This window comes from Sphingomonas jeddahensis, from assembly GCF_001981525.1.
Classification (GTDB): domain Bacteria; phylum Pseudomonadota; class Alphaproteobacteria; order Sphingomonadales; family Sphingomonadaceae; genus Sphingomonas; species Sphingomonas jeddahensis.
In genome coordinates this window covers 38,139-53,991 of the sequence record NZ_MPSB01000010.1, presented here as the reverse complement: position 1 = coordinate 53,991, position 15,853 = coordinate 38,139, and the positions used below count along the sequence as shown (strand labels likewise).

The 15,853-nt window shown below is 65.1% G+C and carries 13 protein-coding genes; 8 read left to right on the top strand and 5 right to left on the bottom strand.

Annotated elements, in window-relative coordinates; all coding sequences use genetic code 11:
• Positions 1-20 precede the first annotated feature (20 nt).
• The gene (locus SPHI_RS11020) at positions 21-440 is read left to right on the top strand and encodes a hypothetical protein (RefSeq protein ID WP_076745003.1); all 420 of its coding nucleotides are present in this window, start codon (positions 21-23) and stop codon (positions 438-440) included.
• Positions 441-659: 219 nt separating this feature from the next.
• On the top strand, positions 660-1,982 hold the full coding sequence (locus tag SPHI_RS11015; RefSeq protein ID WP_076745002.1) for a cystathionine gamma-synthase family protein: 1,323 nt from the start codon (positions 660-662) through the stop codon (positions 1,980-1,982).
• Between the two features lie 98 nt (positions 1,983-2,080).
• On the opposite strand, the gene SPHI_RS11010 is transcribed toward SPHI_RS11015, so the two are convergent.
• Positions 2,081-2,749 carry a TetR/AcrR family transcriptional regulator gene (locus tag SPHI_RS11010; protein ID WP_076745001.1) on the bottom strand — a complete coding sequence of 223 codons (669 nt, stop codon included), beginning with the start codon at positions 2,747-2,749 and terminating at the stop codon, positions 2,081-2,083.
• A 156-nt stretch (positions 2,750-2,905) separates the two neighbouring features.
• Between SPHI_RS11010 and SPHI_RS11005 the strand changes: the two genes are divergently transcribed.
• From SPHI_RS11005 to SPHI_RS10995, 4 genes are all read left to right on the top strand, one after another.
• Entirely contained in the window at positions 2,906-4,123 is a 1,218-nt protein-coding gene (locus SPHI_RS11005; RefSeq protein WP_076745000.1) for an LLM class flavin-dependent oxidoreductase, read from the top strand.
• Positions 4,120-4,968, top strand: a complete 849-nt coding sequence (locus tag SPHI_RS11000; RefSeq protein ID WP_076744999.1) for an SDR family oxidoreductase — start codon at positions 4,120-4,122, stop codon at positions 4,966-4,968. The genes SPHI_RS11005 and SPHI_RS11000 overlap by 4 nt, the downstream gene beginning before the upstream one ends.
• Positions 4,969-5,255: 287 nt before the next feature.
• Entirely contained in the window at positions 5,256-5,396 is a 141-nt protein-coding gene (locus SPHI_RS14995; RefSeq protein WP_158049689.1) for a hypothetical protein, read from the top strand.
• 21 nt (positions 5,397-5,417) lie between these two features.
• Entirely contained in the window at positions 5,418-5,792 is a 375-nt protein-coding gene (locus tag SPHI_RS10995; protein ID WP_076744998.1) for a hypothetical protein, read from the top strand.
• A 15-nt stretch (positions 5,793-5,807) separates the two neighbouring features.
• Here SPHI_RS10995 and SPHI_RS10990 read toward each other — a convergent pair whose 3' ends face one another.
• A complete protein-coding gene (locus SPHI_RS10990) occupies positions 5,808-7,331 on the bottom strand; it encodes an FAD-dependent oxidoreductase (protein WP_198927863.1) in 1,524 nt (507 codons plus the stop codon).
• A 167-nt stretch (positions 7,332-7,498) separates the two neighbouring features.
• On the opposite strand from SPHI_RS10990, the gene SPHI_RS10985 reads away from it, so the two are divergent.
• A complete protein-coding gene (locus tag SPHI_RS10985; protein ID WP_076744997.1) occupies positions 7,499-8,581 on the top strand; it encodes a zinc-binding dehydrogenase in 1,083 nt (360 codons plus the stop codon).
• On the top strand, positions 8,578-9,582 hold the full coding sequence (locus tag SPHI_RS10980) for an alpha/beta fold hydrolase (RefSeq protein ID WP_233130895.1): 1,005 nt from the start codon (positions 8,578-8,580) through the stop codon (positions 9,580-9,582). The genes SPHI_RS10985 and SPHI_RS10980 overlap by 4 nt, the downstream gene beginning before the upstream one ends.
• Positions 9,583-9,676: 94 nt before the next feature.
• On the opposite strand, the gene SPHI_RS10975 is transcribed toward SPHI_RS10980, so the two are convergent.
• From SPHI_RS10975 to SPHI_RS10965, 3 genes are all read right to left on the bottom strand, one after another.
• Complete coding sequence (locus tag SPHI_RS10975) at positions 9,677-10,354, bottom strand: nitroreductase family protein (protein WP_076744996.1); 678 nt, start codon at positions 10,352-10,354, stop codon at positions 9,677-9,679.
• 130 nt (positions 10,355-10,484) lie between these two features.
• Positions 10,485-12,299 (bottom strand): DUF885 domain-containing protein, encoded by a 1,815-nt coding sequence (locus tag SPHI_RS10970; protein ID WP_076744995.1) that lies wholly within the window; start codon positions 12,297-12,299, stop codon positions 10,485-10,487.
• 133 nt (positions 12,300-12,432) lie between these two features.
• On the bottom strand, positions 12,433-15,666 hold the full coding sequence (locus SPHI_RS10965; protein WP_076744994.1) for an amidohydrolase family protein: 3,234 nt from the start codon (positions 15,664-15,666) through the stop codon (positions 12,433-12,435).
• Between the last annotated feature and the right edge of the window lie 187 nt (positions 15,667-15,853).

Here is a 15,853-nt window from a genome sequence, read left to right as displayed (position 1 = left end):
GGCGGACAGGAGAGATGACGATGGCCAAGGCCCTGATTTCCTTTGCACTCGCGGCAATGGCCGGCGCGGCGGCCGTATCCGCAGCGAGCGCGGCCGATGATCGCCGGCCCGGCCCCTACGAGCGGCAGCGGATCCAGCTGGAAAAGGAGCTGTCGCGGCTGACGCCGCAGCCGCAGGTCGATTGCATCGACACGCGCTTCCGCAACGTCTCGCTGCGCGCGATCGGCAATAAGCTGATCTATCGCGAGAGCCGCAAGCGGATCTACGTCAGCGAGACGGCGGGCGGGTGCGAGAATGTCGCGCGCGGTGATGCGTTGGTGACGCGGCAGTTCGGGCCCCGGCTGTGCCGGGGCGATATCGCCACCACGGTGGACCGAGTGGCGCGCTTTCAGACCGGGACCTGCGCGATCGGGCCGTTTACGCCGTACACGGCGGGGTGACCTTCAATCCTTCCCCGCCAGGGGGAGGTGTCACGCAGGTGACGGAGGAGGAGGACGGCTATGTCCTCTCGATTGTGCCGCATCCTCCCCCTCCGTCAGCGCTGTCGCGTTGCCACCTCCGCCTGGCGGGGGAGGAATGCCGTTGGAGCCGTGCAGGGCACCGCGTGACCTGGCGGTGCGTTGGCGGTATCTGATGATCCTTCCGAGCGGAGCAGCAGCATGACCAAAGAAACGGAAGCCGACCTCACCGGCGTGGCGCCGCGCGTTTCGCCAAAGCCGGCGGTGGACGAGATCGGCGGGCGCAAGCTGAAGCCGTCGACGCTGATGATGGGGCACGGCTTCGATCCTGCGCTGTCCGAAGGATCGCTGAAGCCACCGATCTTTCTCACCTCCACTTTCGTGTTCCCCAACGCCGCGGCGGGCAAGCGTCATTTCGAGGGGGTCACCGGCAAGCGGCCCGGCGGGGCGGAGGGGCTCGTCTATTCGCGCTTCAACGGGCCTAATCAGGAAATCCTGGAGGACCGCCTGTCGGTGTGGGAGGATGCCGAGGACGCGCTTGCTTTCTCAAGCGGCATGTCGGCGATTGCCACCCTGTTCCTGTCGATGGTGAAGCCGGGCGACACGATCGTCCATTCCGGGCCGCTCTATGCCGCCACCGAGACGCTGATCGCGCGGATCCTCGGGCGGTTCGGGGTGCATTGGCTCGACTTTCCGGCCGGCGCGACGCGTGAGGAGATCGATGCGGTGCTGGGCAAGGCGGCGTCGGGCAATGTCGCGCTGATCTATCTGGAGAGTCCCGCAAACCCCACCAACGCGCTGGTCGATGTGGAGGCAGTTGCGGCGAGCCGCGATGCGATCTTTACCGGCGACAACAAGCCACCGATCGCGATCGACAACACGTTCCTGGGGCCGCTGTGGGCCAAGCCGCTGCGTCAAGGCGCGGACATCGTCGTTTATTCGCTGACCAAATATGCCGGCGGGCATTCCGATCTGGTGGCCGGCGGCGTGCTGGGATCGAAGGAGCATATCAACACCATTCGGTCGATGCGCAACACGATCGGCACGATTTGCGACCCGAACACCGCGTGGATGCTGCTGCGCTCGCTGGAAACGCTGGAACTGCGCATGAGTCGGGCGGGCGAGAATGCCGCCAAGGTATGCGAGTTCCTGGCGGCACATCCCAAGGTGGAGAAGGTCGGGTATCTCGGCTTTCTGGAGCGCGGCGAAAATCAGCGGCAGGCAGACATTTATCGCCGGCATTGCACCGGCGCCGGATCGACTTTCTCGCTGTATTTGAAAGGTGGCGAGGCGGAGGCGTTCGCGTTCCTCGATGCGCTGAAGATCGCCAAGCTCGCGGTGAGCCTGGGTGGGACGGAAACGCTGGCGAGCCATCCCGCCGGGATGACGCATCTGTCAGTGCCCGATGCCCGCAAACAAGCATTGGCGATCACCGATAATCTGGTGCGCATCTCGATCGGAGTGGAGGATGCCGACGATCTGATCGCGGACTTCGAGCAGGCGTTGGCGGCGGTTCAGGGGTAACCGGCCCTTGCATCACCCGAGCAAAAGCCGGTGCCTCTCGCGCTTGAAGCGTCGCCCTGCGGCTCGCAATCCCGGCTTTCGCTGGGTGACGCTTGCCGTCAGGCCGCCGCGGCCTTGGCGCGCAGGCGCTGCAAGTCCTTCTGATACCCGAGCACCCGCCGCTCCAGCTTTTCGGCGAAGCCGGGGCTCGCGGCACCGCGTAGGGTGAGCGCATAGCCATAGCCGACATGCGGCTCGATCTCCTGCACCTCCATTGCCCCGAGCACCCAGCCCAGCATCGCCGAGACATAAACCGCATCAAGCGCGCGGAGCAGCGGGTCGAGGTCGATGTCTGGCAGCAGCGCGCCTTCGCTGCGCGCCTCGTTGAGCAACGCCCACCAGAAGCCGTAGCGCTGCGGAGACTGTAATTCGCCGCGCAGTTCCTTGCTGTCGAACCGCAGTGCCTCCGTCCATAAGGTGCGGTAAAAATCGGGATCGTCGGCGAGATAGGCCAAGGTGATCGACACCGCCTGAAAGATGCGGTCCACCGCGCCCACGCGGTGCAACTGCGAGAAGCGTTCGTGGAACTCGCGCACGTCTTCCAGCAGGGCGATAACGATCGCCCGCTTGGAGCCGAACAGATTATACGGGGTGGTCAGCGAAACGCCGGCCCGCGCGGCGATGGCGCGCATGGATAGGCCGGTATCGCCAGTTTCCTTGATCAGATCACGCGCTGCGGCGATGATCCGGCGGCGTCGTTCGGCCTTCGCCTCCTCGCGCCGGCTCATACCATGTTACTCTGCATGTCCGGTTCCTAGGCGGCCGCGCTGCGTGCCGCAACGCCAAGGCAGCAGAAATAACCATAACGCGTTGCAGAATGCATCTGGTCACTGTCGCCTGTCGGGCTTAGCATCGCGGCAAAACAGGATCGAGAGGAGAGAGACATGGCCGGCGAGAAAATCCGCTTCGGGGCGTTCATTGCGCCTTTTCACCCGCTTGATGAAAACCCCACGCTGGCACTGGAGCGGGATCTCGACCTGGTCGTGCACATGGACAAGCTAGGCTATGACGAGGCATGGCTCGGTGAGCATCATTCCGCCGGTTATGAGTTGATCGCCAGCCCCGAGCTGTTCATCGCCACCGTCGCCGAGCGGACGCGCAACATTCGGCTGGGCACGGGCGTGTCGTCGCTGCCCTATCACCATCCGCTGATGCTGGCCGATCGCATCAATCAGCTCGATCACATCACCCGTGGGCGGGTGATGTTCGGCGTCGGGCCGGGTGCCTTGCCCTCCGATGCATTCATGATGGGCATTCCTGTTTCCAGGCAGCGCGACCGGATGGACGAGGCGCTTGACGTGCTGGTGCCGCTGCTGCGCGGCGAGCAAGTGACCAAGAAGACTGACTGGTTCGAGCTCAACGAGGCACGGTTGCAGATGCTGCCGTACAGCCGCCCTTCGGTGGAAATCAGTGTCGCGAGCCAGGTGTCGCCGTCCGGCGCGACCGCGGCGGGGCGGCATGGCCTTGGATTGCTGTCGATCGGCGCCACGCAGACTGGCGGGTTCAACGCGCTGACTTCAAACTGGGCGATCGCCGAGAGCCAAGCGCGCGACAGCGGCACCAGCGTTGATCGGGATCAATGGCGGCTGGTCGGCCCGATGCACATCGCAGCGACCAGGGAGGAGGCGCGCGCACAGGTGCGTGCCGGGCTCGACAAATGGCTGTATTATTTCCGGGAGGTCGCGGCGCTGCCGCTGGCACCCACCGACGGCTCCGATCCGGTGGATGCGATCGTTGACTCGGGGATGGCGGTGGTCGGCACGCCCGAAGATGCAGTGAAGCAGATCGAGCGGCTGCGCGAGCAATCGGGCGGGTTCGGGGCTTTCCTGCTGCTCGACACCAATTGGGCCGAATGGGACAACAAGAAGAAATCCTACGAGTTGATCGCGCGCTACGTCATGCCGGAGGTGAACGGCATGAACATCAATCGTCGGGCGTCGATCGAGTGGGCGGCCGCCAACCGGCCGCGCTTCATCGGCGAGGCACAGGCGGCGGTCGGCGCACGACTGGCCGATCATATCGAGAAAAAGGGCACGGAGAATATCCGGCCCGAAATCCTCGCCGCCATGGGCCTCGACAAGAAGGCGGAGGCGGCAGAATGAGCGGCGCGCAGGCGAACGGCCGCAAGTCGATCTTCATCACCGGCGCAGCGTCCGGCATGGGGCTGGAGACGGCTCGGCTCTTCGCGGGCCAGGGCTGGTTCGTTGGCGGGGTGGACGTCAACGAAGCGGGGCTGGCGCGGCTGGCTGCCGAGCTCGGGGCAGAGAATTGCCTGGTACAGCGGCTCGACGTCACCGATCGTGAGGCATACCGGGCGGCGCTCGATACGTTCGCCGCGGCGACCGGCGGCACGCTGGACGTGCTGTACAACAATGCCGGTATCGGCAGGGGCGGGCCGTTCGCGGATCAGCCGTGGGCCGATGTGCTGGCGGTGGTGAACGTCAATTTCATCGGCGTGCTTACCGGCATTCACCTCGCCATCCCGCTGCTCAAGGCCACGCCGGGGTCGATGTGCTTCACCACCTCCTCGTCCTCAGCCACTTATGGCATGCCGATGATCGCCGTTTATTCGGCGACCAAGCATGCCGTGAAGGGGCTGACCGAGGCGCTGGCTATCGAATTGAAGCCGTTCGGCATCCGGGTTGCCGACGTTCTCCCGGCGCTGATCGACACGCCAATCCTTCCCGAAGGCGCGGCGGCGGCGGCGCCGAAAGCAGGTGTGTTCCGAGCGATTCCGCCTCGGGAGGTAGCGGAAACGGTGTGGGAGGCGTATCACTCCGACCGCCTCCACTGGTATGTTCCGCGCGAACTGGTCGCGCTGGACCACATGGCGACGTTGGAACCCGAACGGACGCGCGACGAGATGGCGGCAGGGCAGATTTTCGCGATTATCGATGCGCAGGTCGCAGCGGTGACTCCGGTGCCGGCCAGCGCCACCGCGGGATAATCGAGGTCCGCGACATGGAACGGCCGGCCAAGTCCGGGCTAGCCGTTCAGCCGCGATTCGCCCGCATCGGACCCATCAAGTCATGTTCAAGTTGTTGTGTCCCATGAGGCGGGTTTAAATTCACCAATGACTTAGATATGGTGAGATCGGCCGGAAAACTAAATGTCTAGCAGGATGAGGATGGGGGATACTTCCGTCGTTAACTAGGGTAAGATGACGATCAGCGGCGGACGCATAGAGGCGGTATGGACCTATGTCTCGAACCCGGTGGTCAACGGATAGACGCGTTGCGCCAAATGCAGGATCTGCTCCAGCAGTTGCTCGGCGCCGCCGACCAGCTGGACGAGAATTTGTTGGCGGTGCATATCTGCCACGCGCTGGACCAAGCCGAACAATCAATTCGCCACGCGAGCGCCTCTACCGTCTGACGCTGCGGGGAGGGGGTACCAATGGCTGATGACGCATTGGCCGAACTGGCGCGTGCGATCCTTGTCGTGCGCCAAGATCGGCGACGCGATTTGCCACCGGAATTGTTTGGGGGTGAATTGGCGTATGAGCTGCTTCTCCTATTGTTCATCGCCGATTCGCACGGGCGGCGGCTGACCGGCAGGACGGCGCTGGAGGGAGTGGGCGGGCAGGCCCAGACCGGCCGGCGGTGGATCGAATATCTGACGCGCGAGGGGCTGATCATCGGAGATGGCGATGGCAATCTCGACGATACGTTGACCCTGACGCCACGCGCGTTGAACGCCCTTGAACGCTGGCTGACCGATGCCGGCACCACCCTGAACCCCGCGCCCGGCGTCACCGCGCCGTCGCAATAGGGCGGCAGGCGCGCGTCACGCCGCGCGCAGCATGTCCGCCGCTGCGTCAAGGCCGAGTCGCTGCATCAGTTCGGGCCGACCGGGTCCAGGCTGGGGCGCATAGGCATTGGCGTTGAGACGCCGCCCCCGCGCCCAATAGCCGAGCACCTTGCTGAGGTTCTGCGGCTTCTTGAGCCAGGCTTCGGGATGTTCGAGCATGTGGAAGCCGCGCATCATCGCGCGCATCAGCCGCAGGTCGGAACGCGCCGCGACAGTGATGCCGTCGTCGACGAAGCTTTTCGCGAGACGTGCCTTCAGTCGCGGGCGGTGCGCTGGGGTAAGCGCAGCGCGCGCGCGGCGGATTGCCGAGCGATCCTGCTTCAGCATCAGATCGTAATAGGGCCTCACCTCGGCCTGGATGCCAGCGTCATAGGTGAGCACGCGCAGATGCGGGTTGCAGCTGCCATCAAGCGCACGGCGCAGCACACCGGCGCTGACAGCGGCGAGCGAGCAGCCGCGGCCATAAAGCGGGTTTGTGCGGACCAGCCCGTCGCCGATCGCGAAAAAGTTGAGCACCGCCGGTTTCCCCTGATGAACGAGGCTGCGCCAGCGGCTGTGCAGGTCACCCATGCCGATCACCTTGCCGACCGGCTCCGATCGGGTCGGTTCGACCCAGGGCACGAGCCCCGGCATCTCCATGCAGATGCGCTGGAACATGTCGCCGTCCATCACCGCCTTGCGCAGGCCGTTCTCGATCTCCGGCACACACAAGGTGATGGAGAAACGGCGGTTGTCGGCGGGAAAGACGCCGAACTTGAGGTAGCCGAGGTCACCGGAGGCGGGAATGTCGCTGCGCGGTGGCTCTTCCTGGCCGTCGCACAGGCGGTAGTGGCGGGTGAAGTAGAGGACGCCAGCCGTTTCCGCGGCTTCGCTGATCGGCGCGCCGCTCTTGATGAGCTGTTCGATGAGGTTCGCCGCCTTGCCGCCGGCGTCGACCACGACATCGGCGGCTATTTCTTCTCGCCCGTCGGCAGTGTCCGCGACCACGCCGGTGACGACGATCGTGCCATCGGGGGCGCTGTGCTGCAACAGGCTGCGCACCTTCACGCCGCTGCGGATCGTCACCCCCGACATGCGCTGGACATAGCGGCGGATGACGAGCTCCAGCGTCGTGCGCCGGCTGGTTAGGATCGTCAGGTCCGAGTCATCGGCCAGCGGCACATAGGTCCGCCGCAGCTTGGGCGGCAGCATGTCGGCAAAGGTGATATCGCGGCAGCCGGCAGCGTAGAGATCGGCGAGCAAGTCGGGATGCTCGTCGCGGATGATGTTGCGCAGCCGCGCAAGGAAGGCGTGGCTCTGGCGCAGCTGGCTGACGCCGCGACGCTGCCATTCGTCGAACGCGATATCCGGCCCGCCCTCGGGCGGTGCCTCATCCCGCTCGAGCACGGTGATCCGGCGCGTCCCACCGCCGAGTCGCAGCGCAGTACACAGGCCGGCAATCCCGGCGCCGACGACGATGATCTCCTCCCGCGGCATGGCCGTGATGGAACTGGCAGCCATCGATCCCTCCCGAACACTACGGTGCTCTCATAGTTCGGAAACCGATCGATCGCAACAAATACGAACATGTTATGATTATCAGGGTTGCGCCGAACTCGCGTGCAGGCCACCATGCGCCGCATGATCCGGCGGCCTACGCCGGACGCAAAGGAGAGGGAGGGCCGCCGATGCGCGCTGTGGTGAGACGCAACAAGCAATTGGTGTGCGACGAGGTCGCAGATCCGGTGCCGGGCAAGGGCGAGGTACTGGTAAAGACGCTCGCCTGCGGCATCTGCGGCTCGGACCTGCACGCCGTTCATTCGTTCGAGAACATGCTCGAGCTTGGTGCGCGCACTGGCGAGAAGCCGCGCACCGATCCTGCCAAGGACATGATCTTCGGCCATGAATTCGCAGCCGAGATCCTCGACCACGGACCTGATTCGACCAAGACGCTAAAGGCGGGAACGCGCGTAGTGTCGATGCCAATCGCGATGAAGCCGGAGGGCTATGAAGCGATCGGTTATTCGAACACCTATCCCGGCGGGTACAGCGAGCAGATGGTGTTGAGCGAGGCGCTGCTGCTGGAAGTACCCAACGGCCTTTCAGACGTGCAGGCAGCGATGACCGAGCCGTTCGCTGTGGGCGAGCATGCCGTGGCCATGTCGGCAGCAGGGCCGGACACGGTGAACCTGGTCATCGGCTGCGGCCCGGTCGGGCTGGCGGTGATCGCGGGGCTGAAAACGCGCGGGCTGGGGCCGATCGTCGCGGCGGATTTCTCGCCCGCGCGCCGCGCGGTGGCGGAGAAGATGGGCGCCGACATCGTCGTCGATCCCGCAAAGGAATCGCCGCATACCAAGTGGAGCGAATTGGGCGTGCCGCGCACCTCGTCCGAGCGGATGGCGGCGATGATGACGGGGCAGGCGGGCAAGCGCGCGATCGTCTTCGAATGCGTTGGCGTGCCCGGAGTGATCCAGAACATCATCGAATCGGTGCCCGTCGGCACGCAGGTGATCGTGGTCGGCGTGTGCATGGAAACGGACAAGATCGAGCCGTTCCTGTGCATCAACAAGCAAATCGATTTCCGCTTCGTGCTCGGCTACACCGCCGGCGAGTTCGCAGCGACGCTGGGCAATATCGCTGAGGGGCGCATCGACGTCCTCCCCGCGATTACCGACGAGGTCGGATTGGAGGGCGTTGCGGACGCCTTTGCGGCGCTCGCTGACCCTGAAAAGCAGTGCAAGATCGTCGTCCGCCCGGGAGTGAACGCATGAGCAACGTGATCGAGGCACCGCGCGCACTCGCTGAAGCGATGCCGCCGGTGCAATTCGCCGACACCAACGGCATCCGCATGGCCTATTATGAGGTCGGGCCAAAGGGTGAGGGTGTGCCCGTCATCTTCTGCCACGGGTTTCCCGAACTCGCCTTCTCGTGGCGGCACCAGCTCGACGCGTTCGAGGCGGCGGGGCGCTGGGCGATTGCGCCCGATCAGCGCGGCTATGGTCTCACCTCCCGGCCGGAGCGGATCGAGAATTACGATCTCGAGCATCTCACCGCCGATATTGCCGGGCTGATGGATGCGCTGGGCATCGAAAAGGCGATTCCCTGCGGGCACGATTGGGGCGGGATGGTCGTGTGGCAGTTCGCGCTTCGCTATCCCGAGCGGTGCGCCGGGGTGATCGGGGTCAACACGCCGTTCCTGCCGCGTGGCCAGACGGATCCGATCGCGGCGATGCGTCATGTCTATGGCGACGACATGTATATCGTCTGGTTCCAGAAGCCGGGCGAGGCGGATGCGGCCCTGGCGACGGATCCGGAGCGTTCGATGCGCTTCTTCATGCGCAAGCCGCAGCTGACGCTGAAGGAATATGAGCAGCTTCCGGCGGAACAGCGGACGCTGGCGCTCGGCGAGGGGCTGAAGCTCTACGATCCCGCAAACGATCCGCAGCAGTTCCTTTCCGACGATGAAATCGCCGCCTTCTCGGAAACGTTCGCCGCGACCGGCTTTACCGGCGGGATCAACTGGTATCGCAACTTCACCCGCAACTGGCAGGCCTCGGCCGATCTGGTCGAGAAGGTCGATGTCCCTTCACTAATGGTGATGGCGGAAAACGATGTCGTGCTGAGCCCGGCAATGACGGAAGGAATGGAGCGCTACGTCCCCGATCTGGAGCGGGTGCTGGTGGAAAAGTCCGGCCATTGGACGCAGCAGGAATATCCGGAGGACGTGAACCGCGCGATCCTGGGGTGGCTGGACAAGAGGTTCCCGGGCTGAACGGGGAGGAACGGACCTCCGCCGTTCGGATGGGCCTGTCGGCGCGCGGGGTGCGGCACTCCACGAACCCCGCGTTCCGGCAGGTTCGGCATCGTCAGTCGATGAACCCGACGAAGCGCGCCGCGTCGCTGATCGGTTTGCGGCGTGAGACCACCGCGTTCGCCGGGAAGCTTTCATCGGGCCAGCCCATGGCGACGCAGGTCTGGATCACCTGATCCTCAGCGATGCCGGCGTGTTCGCGCACCACGGGCGATTGCATGATCCCCTGGCTGTTGATGACGCAGCCCAGCCCACGCGACCAGGCTGCATTGACCAAGGCGTTCACCACCGCGCCGCAATCGAACGGCGCGATATCGCTGCCCAGTAACACGCGATCATAAGTGATGACGATCGACACCGGCGCGTCGAACTGGCGGAAGCCGCGCAGCACCCAATCCTGACGCTTCTCTTTGTCCTCCCGCGCGATCCCCATCGCGCCGAAGAGCTGCTTGGCGATCTCGATCTGCCGCTCGCGATGCGCGCCGCCATATTGCTCGCCAAGCCGGAACTCGCGCGATTCCGGCACGCCGGCGAGCATGCGCTCGGTATTGCCCTGACGGATTCGGTCGAGCGGTTCGCCAGTGACGACGGTGAAGTTCCAGGGCTGGGTGTTGAGCGATGATGGCGCGCGGCTGGCCAGCGCGATGATCTCCTCGATCAGCGCGCGCGGTACCGGGTCGGGCTTGAATCCGCGAATGCTGCGGCGGCCGTTCACGACATCGTCGTAGTGCATTTGCCTCTCCTTCAATAACGCCCCACCCGCTTGCGGGAGGTTGGGGGAGGGCGCGTCCGCGGGCGCGGCGCCCTGTCGCTTGAAACAGGCCCTCCCCTAGCCCCTCCCGCAAGCGGGAGGGAACTGGAGCTTACGCCTTTAGCATCCGCTCCGTCACCAGCCGCTCCAGCACCGTCAGCGGCATCGCGCCGTCGAGCAGCACGGCGTGGAACTTGCGCGGGTCGAACGCCGCCCCCTGCTTCTTCTTCACCGCGTCACGCAGACGGACCCAGACGGTATGCCCGATCTTGTAACTGCACGCTTGGCCCGGCCAGACGGTGTAGCGATCGATCTCATTCTGGCTGCGCCCGCGTGCGATGCCGGTGGTCGCCATGAAATAGTCGGTCGCCTGTTCGCGGGTCCAGCGCTTGTGGTGCATGCCCGAATCAACAACGAGGCGGGTAGCGCGGAACAAGAGCGACTGGAGATAGCCGACCTGTCCAAGCGGATCGCCTTCGTACATCCCCATCTCGTCGGCGAGCTGTTCGGAATAGAGCGCCCAACCCTCGGTATAGCCGCTGAACCCGCCGCGCCTACGGATCAGCGGGATGTCCTGTGATTCCAGCGCGGTCATCACCTGCAAGTGATGGCCGGGCACCGCTTCATGGTATGACAGGGTGGCAAGGCCGAACTTGGGTCGATCGAAGCTGTCACGCAGGTTGATGTAGTAAATGCCCGGACGCGAGCCATCGAGCGCGGCATTCTGGTAATAGCCGCCAGGCGCACCCGCCTCGATCGACTTGGGTACGCGGCGCACCTCGACCGGTGCCTTGGGAAGCGTCGCGAACTGCTCCGGCAGGCGCTTCGACATGGCAATGACCTGCGCGTTGAGCGCGGCGATCAGCTGTTCCTTGCCCGCATCCGTGTTGGGATAGACCTGATCGGGGCGCTTGTTGAGCGCGACCAGCCGCTCGCCGATCGTTCCCTGCGTCATGCCTTGCGCCTTGAGGATCGCATCTATCCGGTCGTTGATCTCGGCGACTTGCGCCAGGCCCAGACGATGGACTTCCTCGCCCGGCATGGCGACGGTGGTCGCCGCCTCAACCGCGGCGGCGTAATAGGCTTCTCCTTCGGGCAGACGCCACACGCCGGCATCATGTGTTGCGCGCCCGCGCAGTTCGGTTACCAGCGCGCGCTGGCGATCGAGTGCCGGAAAGACCTTTTCGGCCATGATCTTTGTCGCCTCAGTCACCCGCGCGTCGGGCAGCCCGGCTGCCTTCAGTTTGGTGGCGAGCGCGGCCACCGGCACGGTCGCGGCAGCATCCTGATCGCGCAGGCTGCCCATCAGCTTCAGCGTGGTATCAAGGATGTAATCAGGCGCGAACACGCCGCGCGCGGCATCGGCGCGCTGACGCTCGGTATCCTGGTCGATCGCGGTGGCGAACGCCGCGACACGCGCAACATAAGCGTCAGCATCCGCTGCATTCTTGATGCCGTGTTGCGCGTCGAGGAAGTCAGGCACTTCACGATAGGCGCCGGTGAGCTGGCTCAGCACATAGGGCGCGAACCGGCCCATGCTGGCGCCGTAAGTGAACTGTTCGCCACCGGCGATGCTGCGCTGAAGCTGGTACGAAACTACCTCATAATCGAGCCGCGCCGCCGGTGAGAGCGAGGAGGGGCTGATCGTGCGCAGCTCGGCCAACTCGCGCTTCGACCGCGCGAGGTCGGCCTGTACGCCCGCCGCCGATCCGTCGTTGAGCTTGGATTTGAGCGCCGCCCGCTCGCCATTGTCGAGGCCGAGTGCAGTTGCACCTTCGGGATTCTCGCCGATGCGACTGTAGAAAAAGCGGTCGAGCAGCGTGCGCAGCTTGGCATCATTCGCGCCGGCCGCCGTCTGGGCGACGGCAGGCAGCGCGGTGGTCAGCGCGGCAGCGCCAGTGCTGCCAAGAAAGGTGCGGCGATCCATTAGTTCATCTCCAGATCATCCCCGTTCGTTTTGAGAGAAGTCGAAGGACAAGCCCCAAGCGTTGCGTTTGTGGCAGGTCCCAACTTCACTCGACACGAACGGAGGGGTGTTCGTGTTCGGAAGGCTAAGGTGCTTACTGGGCGGCACCAGTCTCCCAGAAATACGGGCCGCGCTTGGCATCGCCGGTAGCCACCTCGTTCAGCGTCTTGGCATCATACAGCCGCCCGCCGAGCATGACACGGCTGACCTTGTCGCTGTTGCGGATATCGGCGGTGGGGTCCGCATCGAGCACCACCAGATCGGCAAGCTTGCCGACCTCCAGCGAGCCAATGTCCTTGGCCATGCCCAGCGACTGTGCGGGCACGATCGTGCCGGCGCGCAGCGCCTCGATCGGCGTCATCCCGCCGCGCACAAACGACCACAGCTCCCAGTGCGAAGCAATGCCGGCCTGCTGGCCATGCGCACCGATCGACACCAGCACGCCACGCTTTGCGAGCTTGTGCGCCTCGCGTGCATTGTCGTCGTCCATGTAATCGCCCTCGGGCGCCATCAGCCGCCGCGCCGAGTCCGCCCGCAGCTGGCGCGGCGGGGTGTGCGCCTGGAGTAGCGGGTTGGCGAACACTTCGGTATGCTGGCGCCAATAAGGATCGCCTGCCAGCCCGCCAAACGTGACGACCAGGGTTGGCGTATAGTTGGTCTTCGACGCGGCGAAGAACTGCTGGATATCCTCGTAGAAGGTTTCGAGCGGGATGTTGTGCTCCAGCGTGGAATTGCCGTCCGCGATATGCGTCACGTCCAGGCCGTAGAGCGATCCGCCCTCTGCCACCACTTGCATGTTCTCGCGCCGCGACGCCTCGGTCAGTTGCTGGCGCTGCTCACGGCGCGGCTGGTTGTAGTTTTTGACGCTGCGCCCGCCCTGCGCCTTCAGCCGACGAACGTGCGACAATGCGTCGTCCAGGCTGTCGATCTGCGCATAAACGTCCGCCGCCTTGGCGCCGTAGACGACCTCGCCGGTGGAGAAGATGCGGGGGCTGAGGATGAGGCCCGCGCGCTGATATTCGGATGCGGTGAAGATCTCGCTGGAGCGGTTCGACGGATCGTGAATCGTCGTCGTGCCGAGCGCGAGGTTCTGCATCATCGACCAATTGCGCTGCGGCACCAGCTCATCCGTGCCGGCCGGGCCGTGCGCATGCGCATCGACCAACCCGGGGATAATCGTCTTGCCGGCGGCATCCACGGTGATGGCCCCCGCCGGGATTGCGGTGGAGGCACGTGGGCCGACCGCGACGATCCGGTCACCGCGGATCACCACCACGCCATCGTCAATGATTCCGCCGTCCTGCGCCGCCATGGTCACCAGCCGCGCACCGGTGATCGCCACGGTGCCGGTCGGCTTGGCCGCCGCCTGTTCCATCGCCAGCGAGACGCCGGAGGTCGGGGGCACAAAGCCGGGCGCCCCGTCCGCGCGCGGTGCCGAACCGAACAGGTTGGCGGTTTCCACCGTGTAGAGCGTCGGGCCTAGGCTCCAGTGCAGCCGCGCGCCATCGTTTGACCAGTTGATGTAATCCGCACCGCCGGCGCTCACCTTCGTTACGGGCAGCGACTTGGCATCGGGCGACAGCGCAACCGATTGCCCGCCGGGCATCAATGGCACCACATAGGCGGCATAGTTCTGGCGGAAGGCGACATATTCGCCACTTGGCGACACGGCATAATCGGTGGCCAGCTCGTCGGTTGCGTGGACCCGCTTGTCCTTACCCGACAAATCGGTGCTGACGAGTTGGCGCACTGACTTACCGTCCTTGCGCTCATCCTCCAGCATGAAGATCCGCTCGTTGCTCGCCCCGAACTGCGGCGCGGCAAGCCCGCGTGCGACCCGCGTCACCGCCCCACCTGTCGCCGCCACGCGATAAACGCCGACGTCCTCGGCCCATTTCGGGCTGGTGAGCCCGCCGTGACCGGTGCGCTCGAACACGATCGTCTTGCCATCGGGCGAGAAGCGCGGGCGGGCGTAATGGCCGGGCTGGCTGGTCACATCGCGCGCCGTACCGCCGCTCGCCCCGATCACACGCAGCCGGCCGAGGCCCTCGTCGGTCCAGCTGACGAACACCAGCTGCTTGCCATCACGCGACCAACTCGGGAAAAGTTCGAACGCCTGCGCATCACGCGTCAGCCGTCGTGCAGTGCCACCCGCAGCGGGCTTGATCCACAATTTGCCCAGGCTTTCGAACACCACCTGGCGCCCGTCGGGCGAAACGCTGGCGAAGCGGGGCATGGCCGTGGCGAACCGATCCGGTGCCACCGCGATTTCCGGGTGGGGCGCGTCGATCAGCCCACGCGTGTCGTCGATCGCAAACGGGATCTCGTGCGCATTGGAGCCGTCCGCGTTGACCCGCCGGATCTTGCCCTTGGCCCAGAACACCAGCCCGCTGTTATCGGGCAGCCACGCCATATTGGGATAAACGCCGGTGACCGCCCAGGTCTCCTGCATATCCTGGTCGAGATCGTCGTAAATCTTGCGTTCCTCGCCCGAGGCGAGATCCTTGACGTAAAGCTTGGACCGGGTCGCCTCGCGCCGCACAAAGGCGATCTTCTTGCCGTCGGGCGACGGCGTCGGCCGCACCGATCCACCCGCGCCCGTGACAGCCTTGGTGACTTCGCCGGTGTCGAGATCGTAGCGTTCGATGTCGAACAGGCCGGTATTCGAGTCCTGCGCATATTCGAAGATCGGGCCCGGCGTGACATTGCGGGTGTAGAACACCGATTTGCCGTCCGCGGCATAGATCGGCTCGCCCAGCTCCTTCTGGTGCGCTTCGCTCGGGCGCTTCACCAGCAGCACGCCGCTGCCGCCGGAGACGTGGTACATCCACACTTCGCCGGTGCCGAGCGACCGCCCGGTGGTGAAATGCTTCTTGGCAACGATGAAGCGACCGTCCCTGCTCCAGCTCGGCTGGTTGAGCAGGCGGAAGTCCTCCCTGGTCAGCTGACGCTTGTCGCTGCCGTCGACATTCATCACCCAGATGTTGTCGCCGCCGCCGCGATCGGATGTGAAGGCGATGCGCCGCCCATCGGGCGAGAAGCGCGGCTGCACTTCATAGGCCAGCCCTTCGGCGATGCGCCTCGGCGTGCCTCCCGTGATCGGCATGGTGTAGATATCACCGAGGAGGGTGAAGGCGATCGTCCGCCCATCGGGGCTGACATCCACGTCCATCCAACTGCCTTCATTGACGCGGATCGGCACCTGGCGAATGGTCGCGCCGGTTGGGGCGTTGACGTCCCACTTGGGCTTGGCCGGCGTAGTCTGTGCCCCCGCGCCTTGCGCAACAAGCGCCGCGATAGAGACCAGCGAAGCCACTGCGAATTTCATGATGCCCCCGAATGCGACAATAAGATTGCCGCACCTAAGGCGCGATAGGCCGTGGGTGCAATGGGTTAGCTTGATGATGGGGCGCCTGAGCCTGACCGAGGTCCGGGCGCCGCCTATGCTGATGTCGGGCGATGAGCCCGGACTCGTCATGCCGGACTCGTCCGGGCATCCAGGGTGCCGCGCGTCC

Excerpts from the sequence above, each read along its gene's own strand:
- SPHI_RS11020 (WP_076745003.1), top strand. The coding sequence starts at position 21 with ATGGCCAAGGCCCTGATTTCCTTTGCACTCGCGGCAATGGCCGGCGCG.
- SPHI_RS11015 (WP_076745002.1), top strand. The coding sequence starts at position 660 with ATGACCAAAGAAACGGAAGCCGACCTCACCGGCGTGGCGCCGCGCGTT.
- SPHI_RS11010 (WP_076745001.1), bottom strand. The coding sequence starts at position 2,749 with ATGAGCCGGCGCGAGGAGGCGAAGGCCGAACGACGCCGCCGGATCATC.
- SPHI_RS11005 (WP_076745000.1), top strand. The coding sequence starts at position 2,906 with ATGGCCGGCGAGAAAATCCGCTTCGGGGCGTTCATTGCGCCTTTTCAC.
- SPHI_RS11000 (WP_076744999.1), top strand. The coding sequence starts at position 4,120 with ATGAGCGGCGCGCAGGCGAACGGCCGCAAGTCGATCTTCATCACCGGC.
- SPHI_RS10995 (WP_076744998.1), top strand. The coding sequence starts at position 5,418 with ATGGCTGATGACGCATTGGCCGAACTGGCGCGTGCGATCCTTGTCGTG.
- SPHI_RS10990 (WP_198927863.1), bottom strand. The coding sequence starts at position 7,331 with ATGGCTGCCAGTTCCATCACGGCCATGCCGCGGGAGGAGATCATCGTC.
- SPHI_RS10985 (WP_076744997.1), top strand. The coding sequence starts at position 7,499 with ATGCGCGCTGTGGTGAGACGCAACAAGCAATTGGTGTGCGACGAGGTC.
- SPHI_RS10980 (WP_233130895.1), top strand. The coding sequence starts at position 8,578 with ATGAGCAACGTGATCGAGGCACCGCGCGCACTCGCTGAAGCGATGCCG.
- SPHI_RS10975 (WP_076744996.1), bottom strand. The coding sequence starts at position 10,354 with ATGCACTACGACGATGTCGTGAACGGCCGCCGCAGCATTCGCGGATTC.
- SPHI_RS10970 (WP_076744995.1), bottom strand. The coding sequence starts at position 12,299 with ATGGATCGCCGCACCTTTCTTGGCAGCACTGGCGCTGCCGCGCTGACC.
- SPHI_RS10965 (WP_076744994.1), bottom strand. The coding sequence starts at position 15,666 with ATGAAATTCGCAGTGGCTTCGCTGGTCTCTATCGCGGCGCTTGTTGCG.